Origin of the sequence: Yersinia aleksiciae (assembly GCF_001047675.1) — a bacterium.
GTDB lineage: Bacteria > Pseudomonadota > Gammaproteobacteria > Enterobacterales > Enterobacteriaceae > Yersinia > Yersinia aleksiciae.
Genome location: NZ_CP011975.1, coordinates 597,778 through 622,946, shown reverse-complemented (window position 1 = coordinate 622,946; position 25,169 = coordinate 597,778). Strand labels below are relative to the sequence as shown.

Here is a 25,169-nt window from a genome sequence, read left to right as displayed (position 1 = left end):
ACCGCTATCAACTTGAGATACATCCGAATTGTCGTAGCAGTCTAAGTGACTGTCTACGAGAGGATCGCGCTAATGTAATCCCAACGAGGAGAAACTTACAATACTGTAATTTTATGCATTAGATCACAAATCTGCATATAAACAGCAAATGTTGTTAGCCAATGTATTGAAGTGTGAAGCTATTAACGTTTTTTTAAATTGTCGCTAAATAACAATTTGTTACTTTCTTGATTGAATTTCAAGCCCATTGACCGAGTGTTAAGCCCATCAGCTAATTTTTCGGACCATCACATCGGCTTCGAAGCCCAGCAAGTAAAGGGCTTGCTCCAAGGCTTCAACTTTGGAGGCGTAATAGACATCCAACAGGCGATCCATCTGCGCCGCATTCAAACCGAGCTTGCGAGCCAGATCCGCTTTACGGGTATGAGTGGCGAGCATGGCATTGTGCAGTTCAGCTTTCAGTCGCACTAAAATTGGCACGTGGACAGAGATATCACCGGGTTGTAGTGCTGAGGGGGTAGGGACAGGGCGACGCTCTTCCATCTCTGCGGCGATGCCATTCTTAATGCCATCCTGTGCTTCCAGTTCAATATCTTCCAGGGAGTAGGTCACGGAGGCCAATTCAGGGAAGTCGCGATACTGAATATGGTATTCGCCGCTGGCTTCATCAAAGGTATAACTGGCTGGGTAGTGGAACACGGTGTCACTCCTGTGGAGGAAGGGGTATTCAAAGTAGTGACATTGTACTGACATCAGCCAGTCTGGGTTACCTATTTAACGCATTTAACCAAATGAGGGGGGTTATCACGGTGGGTAGAAAATGATTATTCTGACTTTTATTATCGTTTCTTTTTAGGTGTGCCATAACGAACAAATAACATTTATTATAACGAATTATAAACAACCACGGGTCATACAACTGCGATGATTATTAGTGACAAACTAAATGTCCCTTAAACAAAATGCTTTTTTTAAGCCTTAAGTTAAATTTTGGTAAATAGATTGGGTTTAATATTTCAATATTTATTTTACATCTGTTATTATCCGTCCGCTTAAATCCTTTTTAAATCAATGATAAATGTACGTGCACTTATCAATAATAATCATTAGTTATTATTACTCGCCTATATTTATCAAATGAGCCGTTGTTTTAGCTTAAGTTAAATTATCACTATTTACTTCTTCCAGTTATGGCGTTCAATCTTTTATTGAGAATATTTCTTTATGATGAAAAAAATACTTGTCGCTTGCACTTTAATAACCGCGTTCTTATTAAGTGGATGCGCGTCTGAATCCTCGCGTTCGTTAGAAGTGGCAAAAGTTGCCTCTTACGGCACGCAATATAACGGCCCACGCAGCCCTATTTCTGTGGGTAAATTTGACAACCGTTCAAGCTATATGAGCGGAATATTCTCCGATGGCGTCGATCGCTTAGGGAACCAGTCAAAAACCATTCTGGTGACGCACTTACAACAAACGGGTCGCTTTAACGTATTAGAGCGCACCAATATGGAAGAGCTGAAAACAGAAGCGGCCATTTCAGGGCAAAGTCAGCAATTGAAAGGCGCGACCTATGTCGTGACCGGCGATGTGACCGAGTTTGGCCGTAAAGAGACGGGCGATCGTCAGCTATTTGGCATTTTGGGTCGGGGTAAATCTCAGATTGCCTATGCCAAAGTTAATCTGAATATCGTCAATGTGAAGACCTCAGAAGTGGTGTTCTCATCACAGGGTGCTGGCGAGTATGAACTATCCAACCGCGAAGTGATCGGTTTTGGTGGGACAGCAAGCTATGACTCAACTTTGAATGGCAAGGTGCTGGATTTGGCTATCCGTGAAGCGGTCAACAATCTGGTTGCTGGCATTGAATCTGGTGCATGGCAACCGACGAAATAACGGTTAACGGCGAATTAATTCCTAACTATGAGTATGGATACCGCAATATGAAATTAGTGCAAAAGATCTCTCTGCTGCTGGCCGCCGCTGTATTGGCAGGCTGCGCCACGGCACCGAAACCTATTTACAACTGGGATAATTATCAAGCAACGATTTATGATTACTATAAGTCGGATGCCAGCCCTGAACAGCAGATTGCTGCTTTAAAAGAGAATATTGAAAAGTCACGCGCGAAAAATATGCCAGTTCCTCCGGGCTTACATGCTCATCTGGGCATGCTGTATGGCAATACTGGGCATACAGATTTAGCGATGGCTGAATTCAATACCGAGAAAACGGCATTCCCTGAGTCTGCTCCGTTTATGGATTTCTTGATGAGCAAGGATAAAGGGGCATTTAAATGAAATCTATTTTCGCAATATGCGCTGTCATGATGGCGCTGTTACTGACTGGCTGTGCCAAGCCGGTACAGCAAGACTATTCTGCATTTAAGCAAAGCAAACCAAAGAGTATTTTGGTCTTGCTGCCACAGAACCAATCGCCAGAAGTGGCTGCCAGTCATGGCATGTTGTCTCAGGTCACTTACCCACTGTCTGAAGCGGGCTATTACGTGCTGCCAGTTGCCGTCGTGGAAGAGACATTTAAGCAAAATGGCATGACGAATGCGGGCGACATCAGTGCTGCCAGCCCTGCCAAACTGCATAAAATCTTTGGCGCAGATGCAGTGCTGTACATCACCGTGGTGCAATATGGCACCTCTTATCAGGTTATCACCAGTGATACTCGTGTCACGGCAAATGCCAAACTAGTGGATTTGAGAACCGGCAAATTGTTGTGGAGTGGCAGTGCTACGGCATCCAGCAATGAAGGCGATAACTCTTCTGGTGGCGTCATCGGCATGTTGGTGCAAGCGGCGGTCACACAAATCAGTAATACACTGACTGATCGCAGCCATGATATTGCCGGTGTTACCAGCACCCGTATGCTGACCGCAGGAACGCCTAACGGTATTCTGTATGGCCCGCGTTCACCGAATTACGGTAAAGATGCTCAGTAACTCTCTTTAATGCCCATGCCCCTGAAGTTGCGGGGGCATTTGTTATTCCCCCAGCCATATTTGATTTAATCCCTGACTTTCCCTCGAGTTAACGCCATCTCCAACGCCATTGCTGGGCACCTAAAAGCACATTCGCCGCACCCATTGCACAGCTCATAAACGAGAGTGGGGGGCTGGTGGGGTTGCCAGAGAAGCGCTTGTTTTTCACAATAATCGGCACAACTATCACAATAAATATAGGTATTCTGGCACGGGTTTATTATGGCGGGATAGAGAGTGGCTGCAGGTGGTGTTGGTGATGAGTCGCCAACGGCTCCCTTTAATAAGCCACGAAATAGCCCCCGACGGCTGATAACCCGGCTCTCCATATAAGCTTTGTAGTAGCGCTCGTCTCTGTTCATGGATTTTTCTTTATTACCGATACAACTCATGGAGCTGAGGATGCAGGCCCAATTCAGTTTGCAGGGTTTTCAGGTAGCACTCGCCGATTTTTGCCAACATTGGATAGACCTGATATTCGGTCTGGGCATTTTGGACCAACTCAAGATAGCGATAGGCCCAAGGCAGTAAATGCTCGGAGAGTAGCGCCATCGCCGCCTCACCAGGTTGCTGCTGAGTGGAATCCTGCTCCACCAAATGCACCCAAGCCAGTAGCATCAAACCAAATTGATCCTCCGGTTCGCGGATGGCACTCTGGCTTGTCAGTCCTAATCTGGACAGAAATTCACGATATTGCAGTGTGCTGGCTCCCATCAGCATATTTTCTTTATCCAAATAAACTGAACCCCAAGGTGGGGCGGGCATCTCACCTTGTCCCTCAAACAGAATCGAGAAGTCATATTCCAGTTTTTCGGGGGTGATGGCGGGGATTTGTTGGCAATATTGTGCAATTTTAGCCGAATTTGGCCACGGGAAGATCTCGGCGATTTGAGGTAGTAACGGCCAGAGGCGCTGTACTGTCGCGGACTGTGGTGGATAGTAAAAAAGTGCGCCTAAAATACGTGGCAGAGTGGTCGTGATTAACGTCAAAATATGCTCTCTTCAGGCCCGATTATCTTAGTATTGATTAGCCACAATCTATTATGGCTAATCAATGAGTTATATTTAAATCAACAAAATCAAAATATTAGGTTACATCGGTACTTGCCAGAGATTATAAAATGCAATGCGCCCGGCCAATTCACCGATAACCAGTGCCGAGGCACTGACCGCCAGTGTTGCTCGTGGGATCTTATCTTTCAGCAATGCGGCGGCGGCCACAAAAATACCTAATGTCAGCAGCAGGATTTGAACGGCCCAGAGCCATGCTTGCTGGCTGCTGAGTTCCACGGCACTTTGGCCGAGGAAGCTGAGGTAACCGGGCTTATTCACCAGTATCACAATGGCTCCGATTAGCAGGGCTGATGCCCCCAACTGACGCGCACCCGTCAACATGGCAAATGCGCCACCGCCCACTAGCACGGTCATCCACAGTTGCAGCGAGGTATACGAGGTATCCCAATTAGGCACAGTTGTCAGCTGATAAACTTGGGTAATTGACCAGGCAAAGGCCAGCCCGAAAAGCACGGTTGCCACATTGCACAGAGTGGCTAGTACCGCATTTTTTACGATGACGGAGAAAAATACCGTGCCACACGCCATGGCAACAAACAGGCCGCTGAGCACTATCTCATTGCTCATTGGCGAACGGCCTACGCCCAGTAACATATTGCCAGCGCGCAGGGGTTGCCCAACATGCAGTGTGCCGACGATCAGGCCCACAATCACCAGAATCAGGCCAACAATATTGGCTTGTTTGAGCTGTTGAGGTGTCGTCATACCGAGTTTGTTGCTCAGTAGCACCAGTGCAAACAACCCAACAGCGGTTTGCCCTAACACGGTGAAAAACACCAAGGGTAATTCATGCATTTTATACCTCCGCCGGATTTTGGATGCGGCCCGATGTATCACCGGATGGCTTAGCATCACGATGACTTCTGATGACCAGATTGGGCTGTGTCAGATGCGCGTGTGGTAGTGGCGCAATGGCATTCTCTTCACCATATTTATCTCTTAATACCGTGATTTCATCGAAATCCAGCGCACGTTGCGGGCAAGATTCGACACAAACAGGTTTATGCCCTTCGGCAACCCGCTGATAGCAGCCATCACATTTGGTCATCAATTTTGTCTTCGCATCAAATTGCGGCGCGCCATAAGGGCAGCGCATCTCGCAATAGCGGCAGCCGACGCAGAGATCCTGATTCACCACCACCAAACCGTCCTCTTCACGTTTATGCATTGCGCCGGTTGGGCAGCCCGTCACACAGGTGGGGGACGAGCAGTGATTGCAGGCAATAGACAGATAGTAGTTGAAGACATTTTGTACCCAAATATTGCCTTGCTGCGTCCAACTGCCACCGCCATATTCGTACACCCGACGCAGCTTCGGCCCAAGATCCAGGTGTTTCTCATCCTTGCAGCTAATCTGGCAAGTCTTACAGCCCGTACATTTGGTGGAATCAACAAAAAAACCATATTGCTTCATTATTCAAATCCTTATGCGCGTTTTACATCAACGAGGTTGGTATGTTGCGGATTACCTTTCGCCAGTGGCGAAGGCCGCAGCGTGGTTAAGGTATTGATACAACCGCCCACGTCGATGCCCTCCTTGTTGAGATTGCGCCATGCTCCCTGTGGCACACTGATCACCCCTGGCAATACCCTTTCGGTGATTTTGACGGCGATGCGGATACGGCCACGGCTGTTAAAGATTTCAACCATTTCGCCTTGTTGAATGCCCCGCGCCTGCGCATCAATCGGGTTCATCCAAAACTGATGCGGTACGGCTTCTCGTAGCATGGCCACGTTGTAATAGGATGAGTGGGTATGGCCTTTGATGTGGAAACCCGTCATCTGTAACGGGTAGGTTTTTAGGGTTTCGACATCACTGACGCCTTCAAACGTCGGGCAATATTCTGCAACGGCGGTAATGCGATCACCCGGCAACAGTTGCCACTCCTTTTCCAGCGTTGCCAGTGCCTCAGAGTAGATCTCAATTTTGCCTGAGGGAGTTTTCAACGGGTGATTTAGCGGGTCATCACGAAACTCTTTTAACGCGATATATTGGCTACTGTCAGCATAAATACGGTCGATAATGCCCAGATCCTGGGTCTGCTCGAAGGGGGGCAGTGCCGGGTTTTTCTCACGCATTTTGTTATAGCTGATCTCAATCCATTCTTGCTGGGTATGGCCCTCGGTAAAGGCATCACCTATTCCCAATTTAGTGGCGATTTCGGCTAACACATCATATGACGGGCGACACTCCCATAGCGGCTCGATAGCATTTTGTAGCCGTGTCACATAGTGATAAGCGCCACTGGCGTAGGAGTTGTCTATCAGATCATTTGATTCAACGGAGGTGACATCCGGTAAGAGTAGATCGGCATATTTGGCCGAGTTGGTCATGTGGTTTTCCCACACCAAAATAAACTCGCACAGCGACTCATCTTGCAAAATGCGATGGGTCCTATTCAGATCAGAGTGCTGATTCCCAATAACATTACTGGCGTAGTTCCACATAAACTTAATATTGGTATCGAGTTGGTCTTTATTCTTCACGTGGGCATTTTGCGCCGTCATTTCGGTGCCACGGAAAATGGCATCTGTCCACATAAAACAGGGGATGGCGGTCTTGACCGGATTTGGAATACTAAATCCCGGCACCGGATATTTCACGTTTCCACCCCAAGCGCCAGTATTGGTTCCCGCCCGACCAATATTTCCGGTCATCAGTGGTAACATCATAATTGAGCGGGCGGCCTGCTCGCCGTTGGCGCTACGCTGAATGCCCCAACCCTGTGAGATCCAAGCTGCACGGGCATTTCCTAGCTCTCGGGCCAATTGGATAATGCGCACTGGAGCAATACCGGTTATTTCACTGGCCCACTCCGGTGTTTTTTCCACTCCGTCGATGCCGTTTCCTAAAATGTAATCTTTATAAGAACCATTGGCGGGGGCGGAGTCGGGCAATGTTGTGGCATCCCAGCCAACACAATACTCTTTCAAGAAATTCTCGTCGGTCAGATTTTCTTTGATCATTACATATCCCAATGCAGCGACCAGTGCAGCATCAGTGCCGGGGAATATGGGTATCCATTCCGCATTAAGGGTAGTCACGCTGTCGGTCATCCGGGGATCGATAATAATGACTTTGGCTTTGCTTTTTCCTAGCGCATGGACTGTTTCAATATATTGACCACCGCCTGACATCCGCGTCTCTGCCAGGTTATGACCAAACATGACCACTAAATCTGAATTTTTAATTTCATCCAGCAAGGTTTCGTCGGCATTACCATAGATATAGGGCATCACCGTATTTATTTGGGCGGTGGAATAGGTGCCGTGCTGATCAAGAAAACCACCGAGTAAACTCAGCATTCTTTTGCAGGCATTACGTCCCTGCAAATTAGCGCCAGTAGAACCGGAACCATATTGGTAATAAATCGCTTCATTACCATATTGTGCAATGGTCTTTTTCAGATTATCCGCCACAATAGTGGTGGCTTCATCCCAACTGATACGTTTGAATTTACCTTCACCGCGCTTACCAACGCGTAGCATCGGATATTTCACTCGATCTGGATTATATGTTTTCCATCTGACGGAACGACCACGTAAACAGGGGCGAATCTGATGCTCACCAAAGGTGGAATCATCATAAATTGCTTCATTAGAAATTTTAATAATTTCGCCATTTTTGACGTGTACTTTCAGTGGGCAACGGCTACCGCAGTTGACCAGACAAGCGCTGTATTTAATGGTTTCCTCAGCAGCCACTACGGGCTGTTCTGGCGCGGCCCGGGCTGAAAAAGGGAGAGTGATGGAACCAGCAATTGCCGCAGCCCCAGTCACTACGGCGGATGTTTGAATAAATTCACGGCGACTGAGTGAGCCGGTGAGTGCTCTTTTATTGTTATTCATCGACATTACCTTTGCGGAAGACATTATCTTGACGAAAATGAAAAAATCAGAATAAAACTGTCATATCTCACACTAGGAAATAATTTGTTACTTTCATATGATATAAATCAATTTAGGCAGAATAATGAAAGTTCGGAGCTAATTTATGTGAGCATGTCGAAGATTATTAATAATTTACTGCGAAGTGTTAACTATCCCTATACATAAAATCAATATGTTTAAGGCGGTAAAACTTTGTTATAAAGAATCAATCTCAAATAGAATGAATATATTGTCACTTGGGGTGTTTATTTAATTTACCTTCATTATCTTGAGAAAAGTCTTAATAAATTGGCGCTGATTATTGCTGGTGATATTAGCCACAGTAAAATAAGGCATTGATGAATTTTCTAAGGAAGAGGAGATCTGCGTCACGATTTTTATCAATAGCCACTTGCAACAGAGTATTAACATGTCAGTTTAATCTTGGTTGGATTGTTACTGGACGTTATAAGGCTGAAAATTGTCAACCTATATCAGGACTGGTCACCTGCAGGTTATATGTCAATGACGTGGTGCTTTAACCAGCCTCGCGTAAACTGCTATTCTCTATCAGTACGCTTCATTGTATTACCACCCAGGGAATCAGCGCGATGTTGAATATGAGAAACCGATTTGATCGTAATAATCTCTTCGGGGAGAAGAATATCCATGCTGTTTTTGAGCTCAGTCTGCTGCTAAAAGCCATACTGGCGACCTTGGAGATCGTAGCCGGTATTTTAACCTATTTTATCACGCCGCAGTTTTTACTGAATTTGCTGCATCGCATTACGCAAGTTGAGTTTATCGAAGACCGTGGAGATGTGGTGGCCAATTATTTACTGCATGCTGCGCAGAGTCTCTCCATCAGCAGTTTACATTTCGCTGCTTTTTATCTGCTGGCTCATGGCGTGATTAAGCTGTGGATCATTATTGGATTATGGCGCAAGAAACTGGGTTATTACCCCATGGCTATCGGGATTTTTAGCTTATTTATTGTTTATCAACTCTATCGCTATACCTTTACCCACTCGCCACTGCTGATTCTGATAACCCTTCTGGATGCGGTGGTGATTGTGTTGACCTTGCTGGAATACCGGCAGTTGCGGCATCAACTGCAACCTGCTGACTGATCCTCTTCCGTCAGCAGGTGAGTGGGCACTTTAATCAGCACTTTTAATCACTAAAGACATGCGCCTGACCAATAATCGTTAGGTCAACCATTAAACCGATGCTCATGCCTTCTCGGCTGATGGTTTTAATCTCAACACTCTCTTCACTACCGACGATAAATAGTGTCAGTGTTGAGATAAAACCGGCAAAATCAATATTGATAATCTTCGCCAGACAATGAGTCGGGTAGTGATGATCGGCGGGCAATGGGGTAATGGTAATTTGCTCGGGGCGCAACATAATGCGGGTCAGACCATGACGTTCCGCGTCGTCAACTTTGACCCGACCCAATGCGCAATCGGCCCATCCGGTGGCGATCTTGGCAGAAAGAATCAGTGTTTCACCCAGAAAAGTCGCTGTTGGTTCATCAATAGGGCGAAGGTAAAGCTCTTGTGGCGGGCCCACATGAGCCAGTTTGCCTGCGCGCATAACCGCGACCTGATCCGCAAATGACAGCGCTTCAGTTTGGTCGTGGGTCACTAAAATAGAGGCGATGTTCGCCTGTGCCAATAGTTCGGCGACCGCCTTGCGGGTTGAGGCGCGTAATGCGGTATCCAGCGCGGAAAATGGCTCATCCAGCAACATCAGCACTGGACGCTGTGCGAGTGCTCTGGCGAGTGCCACCCGCTGCTGTTGCCCACCAGAGATCTCATGGGGCCAAAGTTGGGACAATCTGCGGTCTAGCGCGACCATCTCCATCAATTCATCAATTCGGCGGGCTTTTTCCTGCTTGGTGCCTTTTAGCCCATAACCAATGTTACCCGCCACAGTGAAGTGTGGGAACAGCGCGCCATCTTGCGGCACAAAACCGATGCCTCTTTTATGCGCCGGGACTTGAGTGGCACTGTCGAAGACCGGATTCCCTTGCAGGATCACTTTGCCGTGATCTGGCGTTTCAAAACCGGCAATGATGCGTAGCAGTGTGGTTTTGCCTGAACCAGAAGGGCCGACAATGGCGGTACGACTGCCCGCTGTAACCTGTAAGTCTATGCTTTCTAACACGGTAACCGATTGGTAAGACTTCCCGATGTGCTGAAGTTCAAGCGTGCTCATAATCCTGCCGTACGTTGAGATTGAGAATAAAGAAGCCAGGTTAGCGGCAGGGAAAGCGCCACCATCAGCAGTGCATAAGGTGATGCGGCAACATAATCGATTTCGCTAGTCAATGCCCAGAAACCCGTTGCTAAGGTGCGAGTCCCATTGGGGGCCAGTAATAGCGTGGCGGTCAGCTCATTGGAGATGGCGAGGAACACCAATGCCGCTCCGGCGGCAGCCCCCGGTGCGGCGAGGCGCATGGTCGTGCTCCAGATTGCTTGGGTCGGCGTTTTACCTAAGCTACGCGCTACGTTTTCTAATTCAACTGGCGCTTGTGCAATCCCAGCCCGCAAACTGATCAATGCGCGCGGCGTAAACATTAATAAATAGGCCAGCAAAATAGTGAATTCGGTTTGATACAACGGGCGTGCAATCCGGATAGTAATAGTGACCAGTGCCAGTGCGACCACGATACCCGGCAGGGAACTGGTGACATAATTACAGCCCTCCATTAGCCGATGCAAACGGCCTGGGTAGCGCACTGATAACCATGCCATCGGCACGGCGCAGAGTGTGATGATCACCGCACCACTCAGTGCTAATGCCAGCGTCTGTTTTAATGCAGGGAGCAATTCAGGGTTCAGCCACGCATCAATGCCACCAATATAGAGCCAACGGGCGAGGGTGATAAAGGGCACGCCCAGCGAGAGGGCAGTCAGTACCAGCGGCAAGAGCAGACACAGTAGGGTGAGGGGCGCGCCCATCACGTAGGCGGTTTGGCTTCTTGCGCTACCGGAGCCGACTCGCGCGTAGCGGTTATAGCCACGGCTGGTGGCTTCGATTAACAGTAACCCCAAACAACATAGTGCCAGCACTCCGGCCAGCATATTGGCCGCTGGGCCATTAAAGGTGGACTGGAACTGGTCAAAAATGGCGGTGGTAAAGGTATCGAAGCGGATCATGGCATACAGCCCATATTCCGCTAATAAATGCAGTGCAATCAGTATCGAACCGCCCCAAATGGCTAATTTTAGTTGTGGTAGTACCACGCGAAAAAATACCGCGGTGGGGGGGCTGCCCAGTGAGGCGGCGGCGTCTTCAAGGCCAGGATCGAGACGGCGTAATACCGCGGATGCGGGCAGGTAGATAAAGGGAAAATAGGCGATGACAGAGATAAACACCCCAGCGCCAAGCCCGTGCATGGAGGGCACCAGACTAATCCATGCATAACTTTGCACAAACGCCGGTACTGCCAACGGAGCAATAGCCAGCAGTGACCAAATCCGCCTGCCGGGGAGAGCCGTGCGTTCGGTCAGCCACGCCAGTGCGACGCCAATAATGGCGCAAAGGGGTAAGGTGAAAACCACCAGTAGCGCGGTGTTGACCAGTAATTCACCCACTCGAGGGCGAAAAACGAGAGCTTTGACTGTTGTCCAGCCTGTATCAATGGCAATACCGATAACAAACCCCAACGGCAGCAGGGAGAGCAGCGAAAGCATAATCGCGATAGCGACGATCCCAGAACCTGGACGGCGGCTATACTGCCGTGGTGTTGCCTTATTCAGTGAAAGCGGTACAACATTATCGGTACTTATATTGGCCATACTCGTCAAGGCACTCAGTGTGTTAAATGCCCGCCGGGTTCGAGACTCGACGGGCTAAAAACGCAGTCTATCAGCAGATGGACCCTATTACAGCAGACCGGCTTCTGTCATCAACTCAACCACTTTTTTGCTATTCAGCTTGGAAGGTTCGACTTTGGGTGCTTGCAGATCTTTCAGCGGCACCAATTTAGGATTTGAAGCGGCATCAACGCCAACGGCATATTCAAAGGCATCGTTGGTGCGCAGGATATCCTGACCTGATTTGCTGGTGATCCATTTGACGAACTCTTGCGCTTGTTTCTGGTGTTTGCTGGACGCTAATACGCCACCACCAGAGATGCTCACAAATGCGCCTGGATCTTCATTTTTGAAGTAATGCAGCTTAGTTTTGCCGCTGTTTTCACCCGTTTTAGCCTGATCAACAAAGCGGTAGTAGTGATAGATAACCCCGCCATCGATTTGACCTGCATTCACCGCTTTCATGACGGTGCTATTACCTTTATAGGCAGTAAAGTTGGTTTTCATGGCTTTTAGCCACTCTAACGTGGCTTTCTCGCCTTTTAATTCCAGCATAGCACTGACAATGGCCTGGAAATCTGCACCAGAGGGTGACGCTGCCCAACGGCCTTTCCACTCTGGTTTCGCCAGATCCATAATGGATTTAGGCAATTCGGCTTCGCTGATCTTTTCAGGGTTATAGACAAACACGGTGCTACGCGCGGCAATACCGGTCCAGCGGCCATGTTCAGGGCGATACTCTTTAGCAACTTGAGCTTGTGTTGCCGCATCCAGTGGCGCGAACAGTTTTGCATTATCGACCAGCACCATGGCGGGTGAGTTCTCGGTTAGGAAAACATCCGCTGGCGATGCACTACCTTCCTGAACCAGCTGATTACCTAACTCGCTATCCCCGCCATTACGCAGGGTAACTTTGATGCCAGTATCCTTGGTGAAGCCGTCAACCCAGGATTTCACCAGATTTTCATGTTGCGCGTTATAAATCACGATACCTTCATCAGTTGATGTTGCATTAGCTGAAAACGCCAACATCATTGAGGAAGCCAGTATTGAAGTGGACAACAGAGCGACAGAGCCGAGAGTGGGGAAACGTAACTTCATAGCGACATCCTTTTAAAAGGCCAGAGAAGAAAACGAGATTATCTGATAGTGGCAAAGCAAGACGATTGTATAGAAAGAAATTAGCAATGATAGTGAAAATCATTCGCAATATATGCTACAAGATGTTTCATTTTCAACGCTATTTTCTGTGTGGATAAGCCTTCACCCCCTTCGTATTAACGGCTTATTCCGCATTTACCTGTTTGTTCGCAACAGACAATGACTTAACATAGCTATCACTTTTTTGCATGGTTCATGGATATTCGATGCGCTACTTGGCTGTTATTCTTCCCTTACTCACGTTGCTCTCTGCCTGTAGTAGCAAGCCGACGCCTCCCGCGACTGCCACGCCACCTGATGGCTTGATTCAGAGTGGTTTTTTACTTGAACCGGAACATCAGGGGCATCTGCAAAACGGTGATTTTGCTTATAACGCGGACACTGCCCGTTTTGTTGACAAAATGGTGCGCGAGCATGGTTTTGAACGCGAGCAACTGCATGATGTATTAGCGCAAACTAAAAAACTGGATTTTGTTATCCGCCTGATGGATAAGCAAGCGCCCACTTCAGGTCGCCCTTCTGGGCCAAATGGGGCCTGGAACCGTTATCGCAACCAATTTATTACGCCGGATAATGTGCAAAACGGCGTAAATTTCTGGAATCAGCATGAAGCGGCGCTGCAACGCGCTTATGAGGCCTACGGAGTACCGCCAGAGATTATTGTCGGTATCATCGGCGTTGAAACCCGCTGGGGTCGGGTGATGGGCAAGACCCGCATTATCGATGCGTTGGCGACACTCTCCTTTGCCTATCCGCGCCGCGCCGAGTACTTCACTGGCGAGCTGGAAACCTTCTTACTGATGGCGCGTGCTGAGGGTAATGATCCGCTCAGCTTACGGGGTTCTTACGCGGGCGCGATGGGTTACGGCCAATTTATGCCATCGTCATTTAAGAGCTATGCAGTTGATTTTAATGGTAACGGTCATATCAATTTGTGGGACCCAGAGGATGCGATTGGCAGTGTTGCCAACTACTTCAAATCTCACGGCTGGACGAAAGGGGCGGCAGTTGCGGTGCCGGCTAACGGCCAAGCGCCCAATCTCGATAATGGCTTTAAGACCCAATATCCGCTATCAACCCTGTCTGCGGCTGGGCTGAGTCCTACTGCGCCACTGGGCGATTATCAGGAAGCGAGCTTGTTGCGCCTTGATGTCGGCACCGGTTATCAATATTGGTACGGTTTACCTAACTTCTACACCATTACCCGTTACAACCACAGCACCCATTATGCAATGGCGGTGTGGCAATTGGGTGAGGCAGTGGGGAGGGCGCGTCGAGGTTATTGACAAACTTGGATGACTCGATCGGGAACGGTGAGGACAGGCGGAAGAGTAAAGCGTCCGCGCCAGGGATGACGCGGTTCGAGCCTCCTGGGAAGGATTGACCGCGTCTTTACGATCTGTTTGTTCTCACCGCTGCCAACGGTTTGTCCATGCCCTCAGGGCCACATCAGTGGCCCTTTTAACGACAAAACTGACGGGTTACAGCAGATGTGAAATATCATCCGGATTCACCGATGGCGGGGATTTACGCCAACCGCGCGTCAGCCACAGCAGATAGATAAAGCCTGCCAGTAACCACAGTAAACCCACCTCCAGTGCGCGCTGCTCTAAATGCACCCACAGCCAGACTGACATCACAAATCCCATCATGGGTAACAGCCCATACTTGAACATGGCCGATGCGCCACGGCGCTTCTCATTGATCAGGAAATGTTTTACCACACTCAGATTGACAAAGGTGAAAGCGCCCAGTGCGCCAAAGCTTATCATCGACACCACTAAGTTCAGGTCAAGGAATAGCGCCAGCAGCGAAATGGTCGCGACAAACAAAATGGCTCGCCATGGCGTGTGGAACTTGCGATGCAGATGGAAGAACACTTTACGCGGCAGCACCCCTTCGCGACCCATGGCATAGAAGATGCGCGACACGCTGGTCTGCGCGGTCATTGCCGAGGCATACACGCCCGTCAGATAGGTCGCCATAAAAAAGTTATACATCCACTTGCCGCCGACATGCTCCGAGATAATCAGGCTGGCGGTATCTTGATGTGGAATCAACGACTGCCAATCCGGATAGGCCAAATGGGCGGCATAGGAGACGGCAATAAAAATGGCACCGGCGCTGATGACGGTAAACAAAATAGCGCGCGGCAGAGTACGCTTGGCGTCGTGTGCTTCTTCGGCCATGGTCGCGATGGCATCAAAACCGAGGAATGCCAGACAGAGCACCGCGGCACCGGACAACAAGCCCGACAGATCTCCGGCATTCACCAGCAGCGGCTTCATCAGCGCTGCTGGGCTGAGATCGGCCTGACTGAATGAAAGGGCGATAAACAGTACGATAAAGACCATCTGTGCCGCGATCAGCGAGAAATTCACCGAAGTGAGTAGCCGTACACCGAGGATGTTGAGCAAGCTGACACTGACAATAGACGCAATGATAAAGATCGGTGCGGGGATCGCCGGGAATGCTTCGTGCAAGAAAATGCCTAAAACCAAATAGTTCAGGATTGGCAGGAACAGATAATCCAGAATTTGCGCCCAACCCACCAGAAAACCGGTTTTGCCGCCAAAACTACGCTGAACATATGAGTAGGCCGAACCTGATAGCGGCATGGCGCTGGTCATCCGGCAATAACTGAGGGCGGTAAACAGAATGGTGGCAACAGTCACCAGATAAGCAATGGGCAAGTGGCCCTGACTTAATACGGTCACCTGTCCGTAGGTGGTAAATACGCCTAATGGCACCATGTAGGCAAGGCCGAAAGCGACCAGCGCGGGGGTTTTAAGCACTCTGCGCAACTGAATATTTTGTGGCATTACCCTATCATCTCCTGGTGTAGACGAGCACCGTTGAGCTGCATTTTTATGCAACTGTAAAACACAAAGGAGCGGATTTTGACACAAGGGGGGCAGGTTTGAAAGTCCATCACGACCCGACTTGATGAAGGGGTGTCGTTAACCGCAATTATTGACCTGAATCACTGATGTCACTTAGTGATTCAGGTTGTTATTGCTTGCGTTTATTCAGCTGGATCGGCGGCTTGATAAACTAATTTACCGCCAATCAGCGTCGCTTCTACCTTAGTCTGGTAAATCGACTCTGGCGACTGCTCAAATAGGTTGTTTTTCAGAATGATGATATCGGCGAATTTACCTGCTTCCAGTGAGCCAATATATTGCTCTTTAGCAATCATATAAGCGGCATCAATAGTGGCAGAGCGCAGCGTTTCAATGAGTGTTAGATCCCGGTCATTATCCAGACGCGGCCCTGCCGGATTGCCCTCCAGATCCCATGCGCGACGGGTCATGCCCACTTGCAGGTTGTACCACTCATCCAATCGATCAATCGGCCAGTCACTGCCATAAGCAATACGCGCACCGGCGTCTAGAAAACGAGCTGCTGGCTCCATATGCTGAAAACGGGTCTCACCCAGCATGGCGCGCTCTTCATCAATCAGCACGCCCGGCAATCCCCCCCACTGGAAGGAGAGCACCGCCGTTGCCCCCAACTTGGCAAAACGGTCATATTGATGGGCGGCAACCAACTCATTGTGCGCCAATCCCGGCCGGATATCTTTGCCCGGCAAGGCCGCACGCATCTGCTCCACTGCATCCAGCACCATCTCAATCGCGCCATCTCCCACGGTGTGAGTATGGGGATGCAGGCCCGCACGGGCGCACTCCAGAATCACGGCATTGACCACCGGTGCGGTAAAGTAGAGATCGCCATAGTGCTTGGTATTTTGCCAGTCTGGCTGCTGTGCGGTGCCACGGTTTGCCCGGTACGGCTCGAGCAAGGCGGCCGTCATGGTCGGCGGCTGCAATACGCCATCGATAAAGAGTTTTAGGTGATCGACAGCAAAACCCGGCGCCGGGGTCCATTCACGGCTCCCCCATTCACGACCAAATTCCACCACTTCCTGCACCACGCGCGCGGCGTCTTCTGGCCCTTGCAGGCTATCGGGGGTGACCTCTTTGGCCCCCAGCACCCGTAGCGTTAGTTCATTACGCTCATGTAACCGACGAAACGCCAGCAACTGCTCGGCAAATACACGAGTATCCATCACGGTAGTCACGCCCTGAGCATTCAGGACGCGCTGCACATGGGCGGCGATTTGCACATTCTTTTCTGGCGTCGCAGATGGGATGCTGTCGAAAGCGCGCATGGCGGGTGCATCCTCCAAAATACCGGTCAGTTTGCCATTTACGTCGCGGGCGATTTTGCCGTCTGGCGGCACAGGGGTATTTTCATTGATGCCCAGCAGTTCCAGCGCACGGCTGTTGGCGGCCAAGGTATGGCAGTCATTGGAGAACAGGGCGACTGGGCGGCGGGTATTGAGGGAGTCCAGCGCCGCGCGGCTCATATCAGCACCCACTGGTGTCATCGCCTGACGCTGCCAGGCGCGGACCGTCAGCCAGTCATTTTCCCCGGTAAAAGGGTCACTATCGAGGTGCTTCTGGATAATATCCAGCGTCTGCTCAACACTGAGCGCAGCATAATTGAGATTACAGCCAATCAGCTGTTTGCCGCCCCAGAATGGATGCATATGGCTATCAATCAGGCCGGGCATCATAAATTTGCCAGCCAGATCGATAAATTGGGTGTTGGGGCCAGCGAATTCCTGCTTAATATCATCACCGCCGGTCGCCAGAATATAACCCTGACCTATCGCGATGGCGCTGCAAACTGTGTTATCCGTGTCAGCCGTGTAAATCGTGCCGTTGTAATAGATAACATCGGCTACAGTAGATTGTTGAGTCATTTTATCTTCTCAATAATCCCCTTCGACTGGGGATAATAATTAAATAGCGATTATAGCCTGTTATTGAGGGCAAAAACCGCCACTGTGAATACAGGCTAAGAGTCGAGTACCGATTAACTTTTCAGCTATGAGTTTTTCAATAGTTCGGTTGCCATCATCGCAGCCAAGTGGCGTAGGATCTCTGCCTCTGAAAAGCCTAATTCGGTAAATTGGGTCAGGCCATCCAGACCACAAAGCAGCCCAATCAAACGCCAGGCAATATCACTGGCATTAATATCTGAGCGGAACTCATCACTGGCAATGCCGGCATTAATCACATCGACTGTCGCCTGGTGCCAGTCTGACATTGAGGCGGCATAGGCGGCTTTTATCAGCTCATCCCGCTCCGCCAGAATTGATACTTCATTCCACAGCCGAGTCTCTCTTTGGCCCATTTCATCTTGCGGATAACCGAGCACCCGTAGCACCCGTTCAGTTGCGGGTAAGTTTTGACTGCTGTCAGCAAAAGCCGTTAACGACTGTTTCACCAATAGCAGAAAGGCATCGGCCCGCAGGCGTGAAACGGACGCAAAGTGATGATGAACTTGCCCGACCGCCACGCCAGCTTCACTGGCAACACGGCGCACGGTTGTTGCGGCCATCCCCTCGGTTATGGCGACACGCATCGCCGCTTGCAAAATAGTGTCGTGGCGCTCTTCGCGGTTCAAATAGGCCAAAAATGACTCCTTTATCTGACTCACTATTGTTTTCGTCATTATGTGATGAATTGGACGTTAGTTCAACTTTCCGCTAGTATTGTTATGTTGAACAGGCGTTCAACATTAATTTATGCCCTACTTGAGCGTTTTTGTATGTCTAAAAAGTGGATGATTTTCTACGTTATTATTCTGATGTATCTCCCCGTTTCGATTGATGCAACCGTATTACATGTGGCTGCTCCTCGGTTGGGTATTGCCCTGTCTGCGACCGGCAGCGAATTGCTGTGGATCATCGATATTTACTCGCTGGTGATGGCTTGTTTGTTGCTCCCGATGGGGGCGCTGGGTGATCGCATTGGCTTCAAACGGCTGGCTTTAATGGGGTCGGTACTGTTTGGATTGGCCTCACTGGCGGCGGCACTGGCGCCGTCGGTCGCGGCACTGATTGCTGCACGCGCTTTTCTGGCGATCGGCGCGGCGATGATCTTGCCTGCCACTCTATCCGCAGTGCGCCATATTTTTACCGATGAACGGGAACGTGCGTTGGCACTGGGGGTATGGGTCGCCATTGGCACCATGGGGGCCGCAATGGGGCCGCTGGTGGGCGGGATATTGATGGAGTACTTCTACTGGGGTTCGGTTTTCCTGATCAATATTCCCATTATCATCGCCGTGGTGATTGCGACCTTAGTAGTGATCCCCAGCCAACCCATGCGTACTGAACAGACATGGAAATTGGCTCCGGCACTGGTATTGATTACCGCGATCCTGATGCTGGTTTATGCGGCGAAGACTGGGCTACGTGGTGGCGATAGGGTCATCACCTCTCTGACGGCGCTGTTCGGCGGTGTGATGCTATTTGCCTTTGTTCGCCACCAACTCGCCACTACCACCCCGATGATTGATTTTCGGCTGATTAGCCAGCGGGTGATCGCGGTGGGTATGGTGATGGCGATGACCGCCATGATCACGCTGGTGGGGTTTGAGTTACTGCTGACGCAGGAATTGCAGTTTGTCTTAGGTAAAAGCCCGCTCGACGCAGGCATATTCCTACTGCCGCTGATGATTGCCAGTGGAGTGAGCGGGCCGATATCCGGTTGGTTGGTCGCCAAACTGGGGCTGCGCACCGTCGCCAGTGCCGGTATTGCATTGAGCTCATTGAGTTTTCTCGGGCTAGCCTGGACCGATTTTGCCACTCAAGTTTATCTGGCATGGGGATGGATGATATTGCTCGGTTTCAGTATTGAAGCCTCACTGCTGGCCTCGACGGCGGCCATTATGAGCGCTGCACCGCCTGAAAAAGCCGGTGCGGCGGGCGCGGTCGAGGGGATGGCTTATGAATTGGGGGCCGGGCTGGGAGTCGCCATATTTGGTCTGATGCTTTCGCAAGCTTATACCGCTTCGATTGTGTTACCGGCGGATTTACCGGTTGATTTAGTGGCACAGGCAAGTGCATCTATCAGTGAAACCATCCAGGTGGTGAATAGCCTCGGTGGGAACGAGCATCTGCTTGCCAGTGCCAAACTGGCGTTTTCCGCCTCGCACAGCTTGGTATTAGGCACGGCCAGTGCGTTGTTGATTCTGCTGGCAGTGGCTGTTTGGTTCACAATGCCGGGAAAACGGGTTTTGCAACTTGCGCACTAATAGTGGGGGCTGAAAGGCCCCTCGACGCTCTTTCGACTCAAGCCTCTTATTAGTCATTACTCTTACTAAAGTGTGTGATATATCTATTTAAGGTAGTGACTTGGGTTTTGGTATGTTGACGATGCCACAACCGTATCTTAATAAAGAGTAAGGCTTTCTCTATGACCGAGCGGCAGTTCACAGCACAACTCGATATCGACAGCTCGGTTCAGCCTGTCCGAGTTGCAGCTAAAGGGGATTGGGTCTTGGCGCATTACCGCGCTCTGGAGCCAGAAGTGACGCAATTGCGGGCGAATCTGCCTGCCGCAGTGGTATTTGACCTTAGCCAATTGGGCGCGTTGGATACTGCCGGTGCGACGCTGCTGGTGTTGCTACTCGGCGAAGAGCGTGTTAGCCAACTGCGTGAGCTTGCCCCCACATTACCTAATGAGCGCCGAGTCTTACTGGAAACGGTTAGTCACGTTTTACCGGATCTAGTGCCGGAGCCATCTGCAAAACCTCCCCCATTCTGGCTGGAGCTGTTGTCCAATATTGGCCGCTCGATGGACAATTTATGGCAGGATATCAAATCATTACTGGGCTTTATCGGGCTGACGCTCGAAGCTTTACTGGGCACGATATTCCGTCCCGCCCGCTGGCGAATGACCTCGCTTATCGCCAATATTCAGCAAATTGGCCTGAATGCCGTACCCATCATTATGCTGCTGACTTTTCTGGTCGGGGCGGTCATCGCTTTTCTCGGTGCCACCGTGTTGAACACCTTTGGCGCGGGTATTTTTACCGTTGATTTAGTGGTGTTCTCCTTCTTGCGCGAGTTTGCGGTACTGCTCACTGCCATCTTGATGGCTGGGCGCACCGCCAGCGCCTTCACCGCCGAAATCGGGCTGATGAAAGCCAATGAAGAGATCGACGCCATCCAAACTCTGGGGCTCAATCCGGTTGAACTGCTGGTGCTGCCTCGAGTACTGGCGCTATTGGTCTCGCTGCCAATGCTGACCTTTATCGGCATGGTTTGCGGCATTTTCGGTGGCATGGTGGTGTGTGCCTTAACGCTGGATATTTCGCCGACCATGTTTTTGTCGATTATGCAAAACAGCAACGGATTGCAGCATTTTCTGGTGGGGATAAGTAAAGCACCGGTTTTCGCTTTCCTGATTGCCATCATTGGTTGTCTGGAAGGATTCAAAGTCACGGGCAGCGCGGAGTCCGTGGGGGTTCATACCACCACCAGTGTGGTGCATTCGATCTTTGTGGTCATCCTGCTTGATGCGGTCGCGGCGCTATTTTTCATGGAGATGGGATGGTGAGCCAAATGAAGCAAGATGCAATCATTCAAATCCGTGGTCTGGTGAACAGCTTCGGCAAACAGACGGTGCACCAAGACCTGAATCTTGATGTTCAGCGCGGCGAAATTCTCGGGGTTGTCGGTGGTTCGGGAACTGGAAAGTCTGTACTCTTACGCAGTATTGTTGGGTTGCGCCGCCCCACTGGCGGGCAGATTCACGTATTTGGTCAGGATTTAATGGCGCTGTCAGGTCAGCCGCGTTCGATGGTTGAACGCCGATTTGGTGTTCTGTTTCAACGGGGTGCGCTGTTTAGCTCTCTGACGGTGACTGAAAATGTGGCGTTGCCGTTAATTGAAAATGCCGGTTTGCCACGGGATGAAGCTGAACGTCTGGCGCAGGTCAAACTGGCACTGGCGGGTTTGCCACCGGGCGCAGGCAGTAAATATCCGGCGTCGCTGTCAGGCGGTATGGTCAAACGGGTGGCTTTAGCTCGTGCGCTAGCGCTGGATCCCGATATTTTGTTTCTTGATGAACCGACGGCGGGCCTTGATCCCATTGGTGCGGCAGCCTTCGACAGTTTAATTCGTACACTGCGAGATGCTCTCAATCTGACGGTATTTTTGGTGACTCACGATCTGGATACGCTCTATACGCTTTGTGATCGTGTGGCGGTGCTTTCACAGAAGAAAGTACTGGTGGTTGATACATTGGATAATGTCGCTGCGACCCATGATGACTGGATTCAGGCGTATTTTCATGGCCCACGTGGCCGGGCTGCTTATCAGGCAGCTACCAATAGCGGAGAGAGGTTGTAATATGGAAACCCGTGCTCATCATGTTGTCATTGGTTTGTTCACTCTCATTGTGGTCAGTGCTGCGCTGTTATTTTGCTTATGGCTGACTAATGCCGGCTCTAATCGGCAGTTCAAACTGTACGATATTGTTTTCAATGAACCGGTGAGTGGTCTATCTCAGGGCAGCACCGTGCAATACAGTGGGATTCGCGTCGGTGAAGTGATTCAGCTGCGTCTGGATAGTGAAAATCCCAATAAAGTTTGGGCGCGGATTCGAGTGTCGGCAACCACGCCCATCCGCCAAGATACCCAAGCGCGCCTAACGGTCGCAGGGATTACGGGCACCTCCAATATTCAATTCAGCAGCAGCAACCAATCAAGTCCACTGCTGGAGGGGCAAGACGGTGAAGTCCCCGTTATTGTGGCGACGCCATCGCCGATGAGCCAGTTATTGGCTAACGGTGAGAATTTCATGAGCAACGCCAATGAAGTCTTGGTGCGCCTCAATCAACTCTTGGAACCCGATAATCAGCAGCGCCTCATCCGGACGCTGGATAATCTCGCGCAGATTACCCAGACCGTGGCCGATCAACGTGGCGATATCCGCACTATGTTGCAGCAGTTGGCGCAGGCCAGCAAACAGGCCAATGAGACACTGGCACAGACCAATCGCTTACTGCGCAATGCTAACGGATTAATGGATGGGCAGGGCAAACAGCTGGTCAGTGATGCCGCTAAGACCATGGCGTCGTTGCAAAAAACCAGTACTATCCTCAATCAATTGGTGAGTGAAAATAAAACCTCGCTCAATAATGGTATGCAAGGGATGAATGAGTTGGGGCCAGCGGTTGATGAGCTGCGCAGAACATTAGCCACATTACGTGCTGCGGTTTCCCGCTTGGAAGAGAACCCAGCGGCCTTGCTGCGTGGCCGCGAAAGAACACAGGAGTTTGCACCTCGATGATATCTCTTAAGGTCATGCGCTATTTAGGCCGCCGCACTTGGTTATTGATGCTGTTAATGCTGGCTATGTTGCTATCAGCTTGCACTATTTTACCCACGGCACCGATATCACAGGTCTATCTTCTGCCGGTGCCACCAACGACGAATGCGCCGCGAGCGCCGACGGTCGATTGGTCATTGCGGGTTTCTCAACCGGCGACCAGCCAGTTCTTGAACAGCTCACGGATCGCCGTGCAGCCGCAGGGGCAGGAGATTGCGGTCTATCAAAACTCACGCTGGAGTGACCCCGCGCCTATTTTGGTGCGCAATCGCTTGATTCAGGAGTTCCGCACCGATGGCCGTATTCGTGCAGTCAGTAGTGACGACGACAGTTTGCAGGCTGATGTTGAATTGAGCGGTGATCTCTCCGCGTTTCAGGGCGTCTACCTGACGGACAAGAGTGAAGTGCTGATCCGCTTCGATGCCCGGCTGGTCAGAATTTCAGACCGTCGGATTATCGCCACCCGTCATTTTGAAATCCGCCAGCCGATAAAAGGCACGGAGATGAATGAGGTGGTTCAGGCGTTTGGCCTGGCGAGCGATCAGCTATCCACTCAAGTGCTTAACTGGATGTTGCAGCAGTCGCTTTAGTCATCCTGACCTTTATTATTATCCCCCAATCAGACGGAGTTAATCGCACTGGTTGGGGGATTTTTTATGCTGACCGTGAGGGATTGGCTAATATTATTTAATTTGTATTTCTCTATATTTATGATGGCACTGTCAAGTTAAGTAAAGTCCAACAATTAAACTGACCGAGTATTTATAGCCTTTTGCAAAATAACTGACAGCGGTTGCTAAAATATATCTTATATCAAATAAGTGTTGATTTTATATTTCATAATGTTTGACTATTGTTTTATGAATTAAGCAAAAGGGAATCATTATGCTTTGGAAAAATACCAAGGAGCAGTTTGGTCGTATCACTATTGGCATCCACTGGCTGGTAGCATTAACTGTCTATGGGTTATTTGCTCTGGGGTTGTGGATGGTGACGCTGGGCTACTACGATGGCTGGTATCATCAGGCCCCAGAAATACATAAAAGTATCGGCTGTATATTATTTGCTCTGATGTTATTTCGGGTTATTTGGCGCTTTATTTCGCCACCACCAAAACCCTTATCCAGTTATAGCCGTTTCACGCGAGTCAGCGCGATATTGGCTCATCTAATTTTATATATTGTTCTATTTTGTATTATGTTCAGTGGATATTTGATCTCAACGGCTGATGGGCAACCTATCAATGTATTTGGTTGGTTTAGTCTACCGGCGACATTAACGGGCTTACCTGATCAAGCTGATACCGCCGGCACTGTGCATCTTTATCTGGCTTGGGCCGTGGTAGTGCTTTCACTATTACATGGGCTGGCCGCGATCAAGCACCACTTTATTGATGGTGATATTACCCTTAAACGGATGCTGGGACGTAGCACCGATTAACCAACTGTATTATGGAGAATGAAGCATGTTTAATAAGACCCTATTGGGCCTGACTGTAGGCGCACTGATGTTTACCGCAGGCAGCGCCGTAGCCGCCGAATATAAAATCGATAAAGAGGGGCAACACGCCTTTATCGAATTCCGGATTAAACATTTAGGCTATAGCTGGTTATACGGTAGCTTTAACGATTTTGACGGTTCCTTCACATTTGATGAGAAAAATCCGGCTGCCGATAAAGTGAATGTGGTGATCAACACCAATAGCGTGGATACCAACCACGCTGAGCGTGATAAACATCTGCGCAGCAAAGAGTTCCTCAACGTCAGTAAATTCCCGCAGGCGACATTTGAGTCGACTGAAGTGAAGAAGAGTGGCGAAGGTTATTCCGTGGTCGGCAACCTGACACTGAATGGCGTGACTAAGCCCGTCACCCTAGAAAGTAAACTGACCGGACAAGGCAATGACCCATGGGGTGGTTACCGCGCTGGTTTTGAAGCGAACGGTAATATTAAGTTGAAAGACTTTAATATCACTACCGATTTAGGCCCGGCTTCACAAGAAGTCGAGCTGATATTGTCAGTCGAAGGTGTTCGGGCTAAATAGTTTTATTC

At 49.9% G+C, this 25,169-nt stretch carries 24 protein-coding genes; 12 read left to right on the top strand and 12 right to left on the bottom strand.

Going from position 1 to position 25,169, the window contains the following annotated elements; genetic code table 11:
* Nucleotides 1-267: 267 nt before the first annotated feature.
* A complete protein-coding gene (locus ACZ76_RS03005) occupies nt 268-699 on the bottom strand; it encodes a type II toxin-antitoxin system HicB family antitoxin (protein WP_048616693.1) in 432 nt (143 codons plus the stop codon).
* A gap of 525 nt (nt 700-1,224) precedes the next feature.
* On the opposite strand from ACZ76_RS03005, the gene ACZ76_RS03000 reads away from it, so the two are divergent.
* The 3 genes from ACZ76_RS03000 to ACZ76_RS02990 are packed head-to-tail and all read left to right on the top strand — an operon-like array spanning nt 1,225 to nt 2,953.
* Nucleotides 1,225-1,896 (top strand): CsgG/HfaB family protein, encoded by a 672-nt coding sequence (locus tag ACZ76_RS03000; RefSeq protein ID WP_048616691.1) that lies wholly within the window; start codon nt 1,225-1,227, stop codon nt 1,894-1,896.
* 47 nt (nt 1,897-1,943) lie between these two features.
* Complete coding sequence (locus ACZ76_RS02995; protein WP_048620165.1) at nt 1,944-2,300, top strand: DUF4810 domain-containing protein; 357 nt, start codon at nt 1,944-1,946, stop codon at nt 2,298-2,300.
* Entirely contained in the window at nt 2,297-2,953 is a 657-nt protein-coding gene (locus ACZ76_RS02990; protein WP_048616689.1) for a DUF799 domain-containing protein, read from the top strand. Before ACZ76_RS02995 ends, ACZ76_RS02990 begins: the two co-directional genes overlap by 4 nt.
* Before the next feature lie 65 nt (nt 2,954-3,018).
* Here ACZ76_RS02990 and ACZ76_RS18100 read toward each other — a convergent pair whose 3' ends face one another.
* The 5 genes from ACZ76_RS18100 to ACZ76_RS02970 all read right to left on the bottom strand — a co-directional run bounded on the left by ACZ76_RS18100 (nt 3,019) and on the right by ACZ76_RS02970 (nt 7,915).
* Nucleotides 3,019-3,354 (bottom strand): 4Fe-4S binding protein, encoded by a 336-nt coding sequence (locus ACZ76_RS18100; RefSeq protein WP_071840460.1) that lies wholly within the window; start codon nt 3,352-3,354, stop codon nt 3,019-3,021.
* A 13-nt stretch (nt 3,355-3,367) separates the two neighbouring features.
* A complete protein-coding gene (locus ACZ76_RS02985; RefSeq protein WP_048616687.1) occupies nt 3,368-3,982 on the bottom strand; it encodes a TorD/DmsD family molecular chaperone in 615 nt (204 codons plus the stop codon).
* A gap of 102 nt (nt 3,983-4,084) precedes the next feature.
* Nucleotides 4,085-4,861, bottom strand: a complete 777-nt coding sequence (locus tag ACZ76_RS02980; RefSeq protein ID WP_048616685.1) for a dimethyl sulfoxide reductase anchor subunit family protein — start codon at nt 4,859-4,861, stop codon at nt 4,085-4,087.
* Nucleotide 4,862: 1 nt separating this feature from the next.
* Nucleotides 4,863-5,480, bottom strand: a complete 618-nt coding sequence (locus tag ACZ76_RS02975; protein ID WP_048616683.1) for a DMSO/selenate family reductase complex B subunit — start codon at nt 5,478-5,480, stop codon at nt 4,863-4,865.
* An 11-nt stretch (nt 5,481-5,491) separates the two neighbouring features.
* The gene (locus tag ACZ76_RS02970; RefSeq protein WP_048616681.1) at nt 5,492-7,915 is read right to left on the bottom strand and encodes a DmsA/YnfE/YnfF family dimethyl sulfoxide reductase; all 2,424 of its coding nucleotides are present in this window, start codon (nt 7,913-7,915) and stop codon (nt 5,492-5,494) included.
* Nucleotides 7,916-8,547: 632 nt separating this feature from the next.
* Between ACZ76_RS02970 and ACZ76_RS02965 the strand changes: the two genes are divergently transcribed.
* Complete coding sequence (locus tag ACZ76_RS02965) at nt 8,548-9,066, top strand: DUF2127 domain-containing protein (RefSeq protein ID WP_048616679.1); 519 nt, start codon at nt 8,548-8,550, stop codon at nt 9,064-9,066.
* Nucleotides 9,067-9,109: 43 nt separating this feature from the next.
* On the opposite strand, the gene ACZ76_RS02960 is transcribed toward ACZ76_RS02965, so the two are convergent.
* The 3 genes from ACZ76_RS02960 to ACZ76_RS02950 all read right to left on the bottom strand — a co-directional run bounded on the left by ACZ76_RS02960 (nt 9,110) and on the right by ACZ76_RS02950 (nt 12,864).
* Nucleotides 9,110-10,159, bottom strand: a complete 1,050-nt coding sequence (locus ACZ76_RS02960) for an ABC transporter ATP-binding protein (RefSeq protein ID WP_048616677.1) — start codon at nt 10,157-10,159, stop codon at nt 9,110-9,112.
* On the bottom strand, nt 10,156-11,745 hold the full coding sequence (locus ACZ76_RS02955; protein WP_048616675.1) for an ABC transporter permease: 1,590 nt from the start codon (nt 11,743-11,745) through the stop codon (nt 10,156-10,158). The genes ACZ76_RS02960 and ACZ76_RS02955 overlap by 4 nt, the downstream gene beginning before the upstream one ends.
* An 87-nt stretch (nt 11,746-11,832) precedes the next feature.
* On the bottom strand, nt 11,833-12,864 hold the full coding sequence (locus ACZ76_RS02950) for an iron ABC transporter substrate-binding protein (protein ID WP_048616673.1): 1,032 nt from the start codon (nt 12,862-12,864) through the stop codon (nt 11,833-11,835).
* A 266-nt stretch (nt 12,865-13,130) separates the two neighbouring features.
* Here ACZ76_RS02950 and mltB point away from each other — a divergent pair, with 266 nt between their 5' ends.
* Nucleotides 13,131-14,210, top strand: coding sequence for a lytic murein transglycosylase B (mltB, locus tag ACZ76_RS02945; RefSeq protein ID WP_048616671.1), 1,080 nt, complete (start codon nt 13,131-13,133; stop codon nt 14,208-14,210).
* Nucleotides 14,211-14,405: 195 nt separating this feature from the next.
* On the opposite strand, the gene ACZ76_RS02940 is transcribed toward mltB, so the two are convergent.
* The 3 genes from ACZ76_RS02940 to ACZ76_RS02930 all read right to left on the bottom strand — a co-directional run bounded on the left by ACZ76_RS02940 (nt 14,406) and on the right by ACZ76_RS02930 (nt 18,408).
* Nucleotides 14,406-15,746: an APC family permease gene (locus tag ACZ76_RS02940; RefSeq protein WP_048616669.1), complete on the bottom strand. Its 1,341-nt coding sequence runs from the start codon at nt 15,744-15,746 to the stop codon at nt 14,406-14,408.
* A 203-nt stretch (nt 15,747-15,949) separates the two neighbouring features.
* Nucleotides 15,950-17,692: an amidohydrolase gene (locus tag ACZ76_RS02935; protein ID WP_048616667.1), complete on the bottom strand. Its 1,743-nt coding sequence runs from the start codon at nt 17,690-17,692 to the stop codon at nt 15,950-15,952.
* A 125-nt stretch (nt 17,693-17,817) separates the two neighbouring features.
* Complete coding sequence (locus ACZ76_RS02930; RefSeq protein WP_072080978.1) at nt 17,818-18,408, bottom strand: TetR family transcriptional regulator; 591 nt, start codon at nt 18,406-18,408, stop codon at nt 17,818-17,820.
* A gap of 135 nt (nt 18,409-18,543) precedes the next feature.
* On the opposite strand from ACZ76_RS02930, the gene ACZ76_RS02925 reads away from it, so the two are divergent.
* The 7 genes from ACZ76_RS02925 to ACZ76_RS02895 all read left to right on the top strand — a co-directional run bounded on the left by ACZ76_RS02925 (nt 18,544) and on the right by ACZ76_RS02895 (nt 25,161).
* A complete protein-coding gene (locus ACZ76_RS02925) occupies nt 18,544-20,034 on the top strand; it encodes a SmvA family efflux MFS transporter (protein ID WP_074007574.1) in 1,491 nt (496 codons plus the stop codon).
* A gap of 161 nt (nt 20,035-20,195) precedes the next feature.
* Nucleotides 20,196-21,341 (top strand): MlaE family ABC transporter permease, encoded by a 1,146-nt coding sequence (locus ACZ76_RS02920; RefSeq protein WP_048616664.1) that lies wholly within the window; start codon nt 20,196-20,198, stop codon nt 21,339-21,341.
* The gene (locus tag ACZ76_RS02915; RefSeq protein ID WP_048616663.1) at nt 21,335-22,135 is read left to right on the top strand and encodes an ABC transporter ATP-binding protein; all 801 of its coding nucleotides are present in this window, start codon (nt 21,335-21,337) and stop codon (nt 22,133-22,135) included. The genes ACZ76_RS02920 and ACZ76_RS02915 overlap by 7 nt, the downstream gene beginning before the upstream one ends.
* A gap of 1 nt (nt 22,136) precedes the next feature.
* Nucleotides 22,137-23,078: an MlaD family protein gene (locus ACZ76_RS02910; protein WP_048616661.1), complete on the top strand. Its 942-nt coding sequence runs from the start codon at nt 22,137-22,139 to the stop codon at nt 23,076-23,078.
* On the top strand, nt 23,075-23,707 hold the full coding sequence (locus tag ACZ76_RS02905; protein ID WP_048616659.1) for an ABC-type transport auxiliary lipoprotein family protein: 633 nt from the start codon (nt 23,075-23,077) through the stop codon (nt 23,705-23,707). Before ACZ76_RS02910 ends, ACZ76_RS02905 begins: the two co-directional genes overlap by 4 nt.
* 295 nt (nt 23,708-24,002) lie before the next feature.
* Complete coding sequence (locus ACZ76_RS02900) at nt 24,003-24,557, top strand: cytochrome b (RefSeq protein WP_048616657.1); 555 nt, start codon at nt 24,003-24,005, stop codon at nt 24,555-24,557.
* A gap of 25 nt (nt 24,558-24,582) precedes the next feature.
* The gene (locus tag ACZ76_RS02895) at nt 24,583-25,161 is read left to right on the top strand and encodes a YceI family protein (protein ID WP_048616655.1); all 579 of its coding nucleotides are present in this window, start codon (nt 24,583-24,585) and stop codon (nt 25,159-25,161) included.
* Nucleotides 25,162-25,169 lie beyond the last annotated feature (8 nt).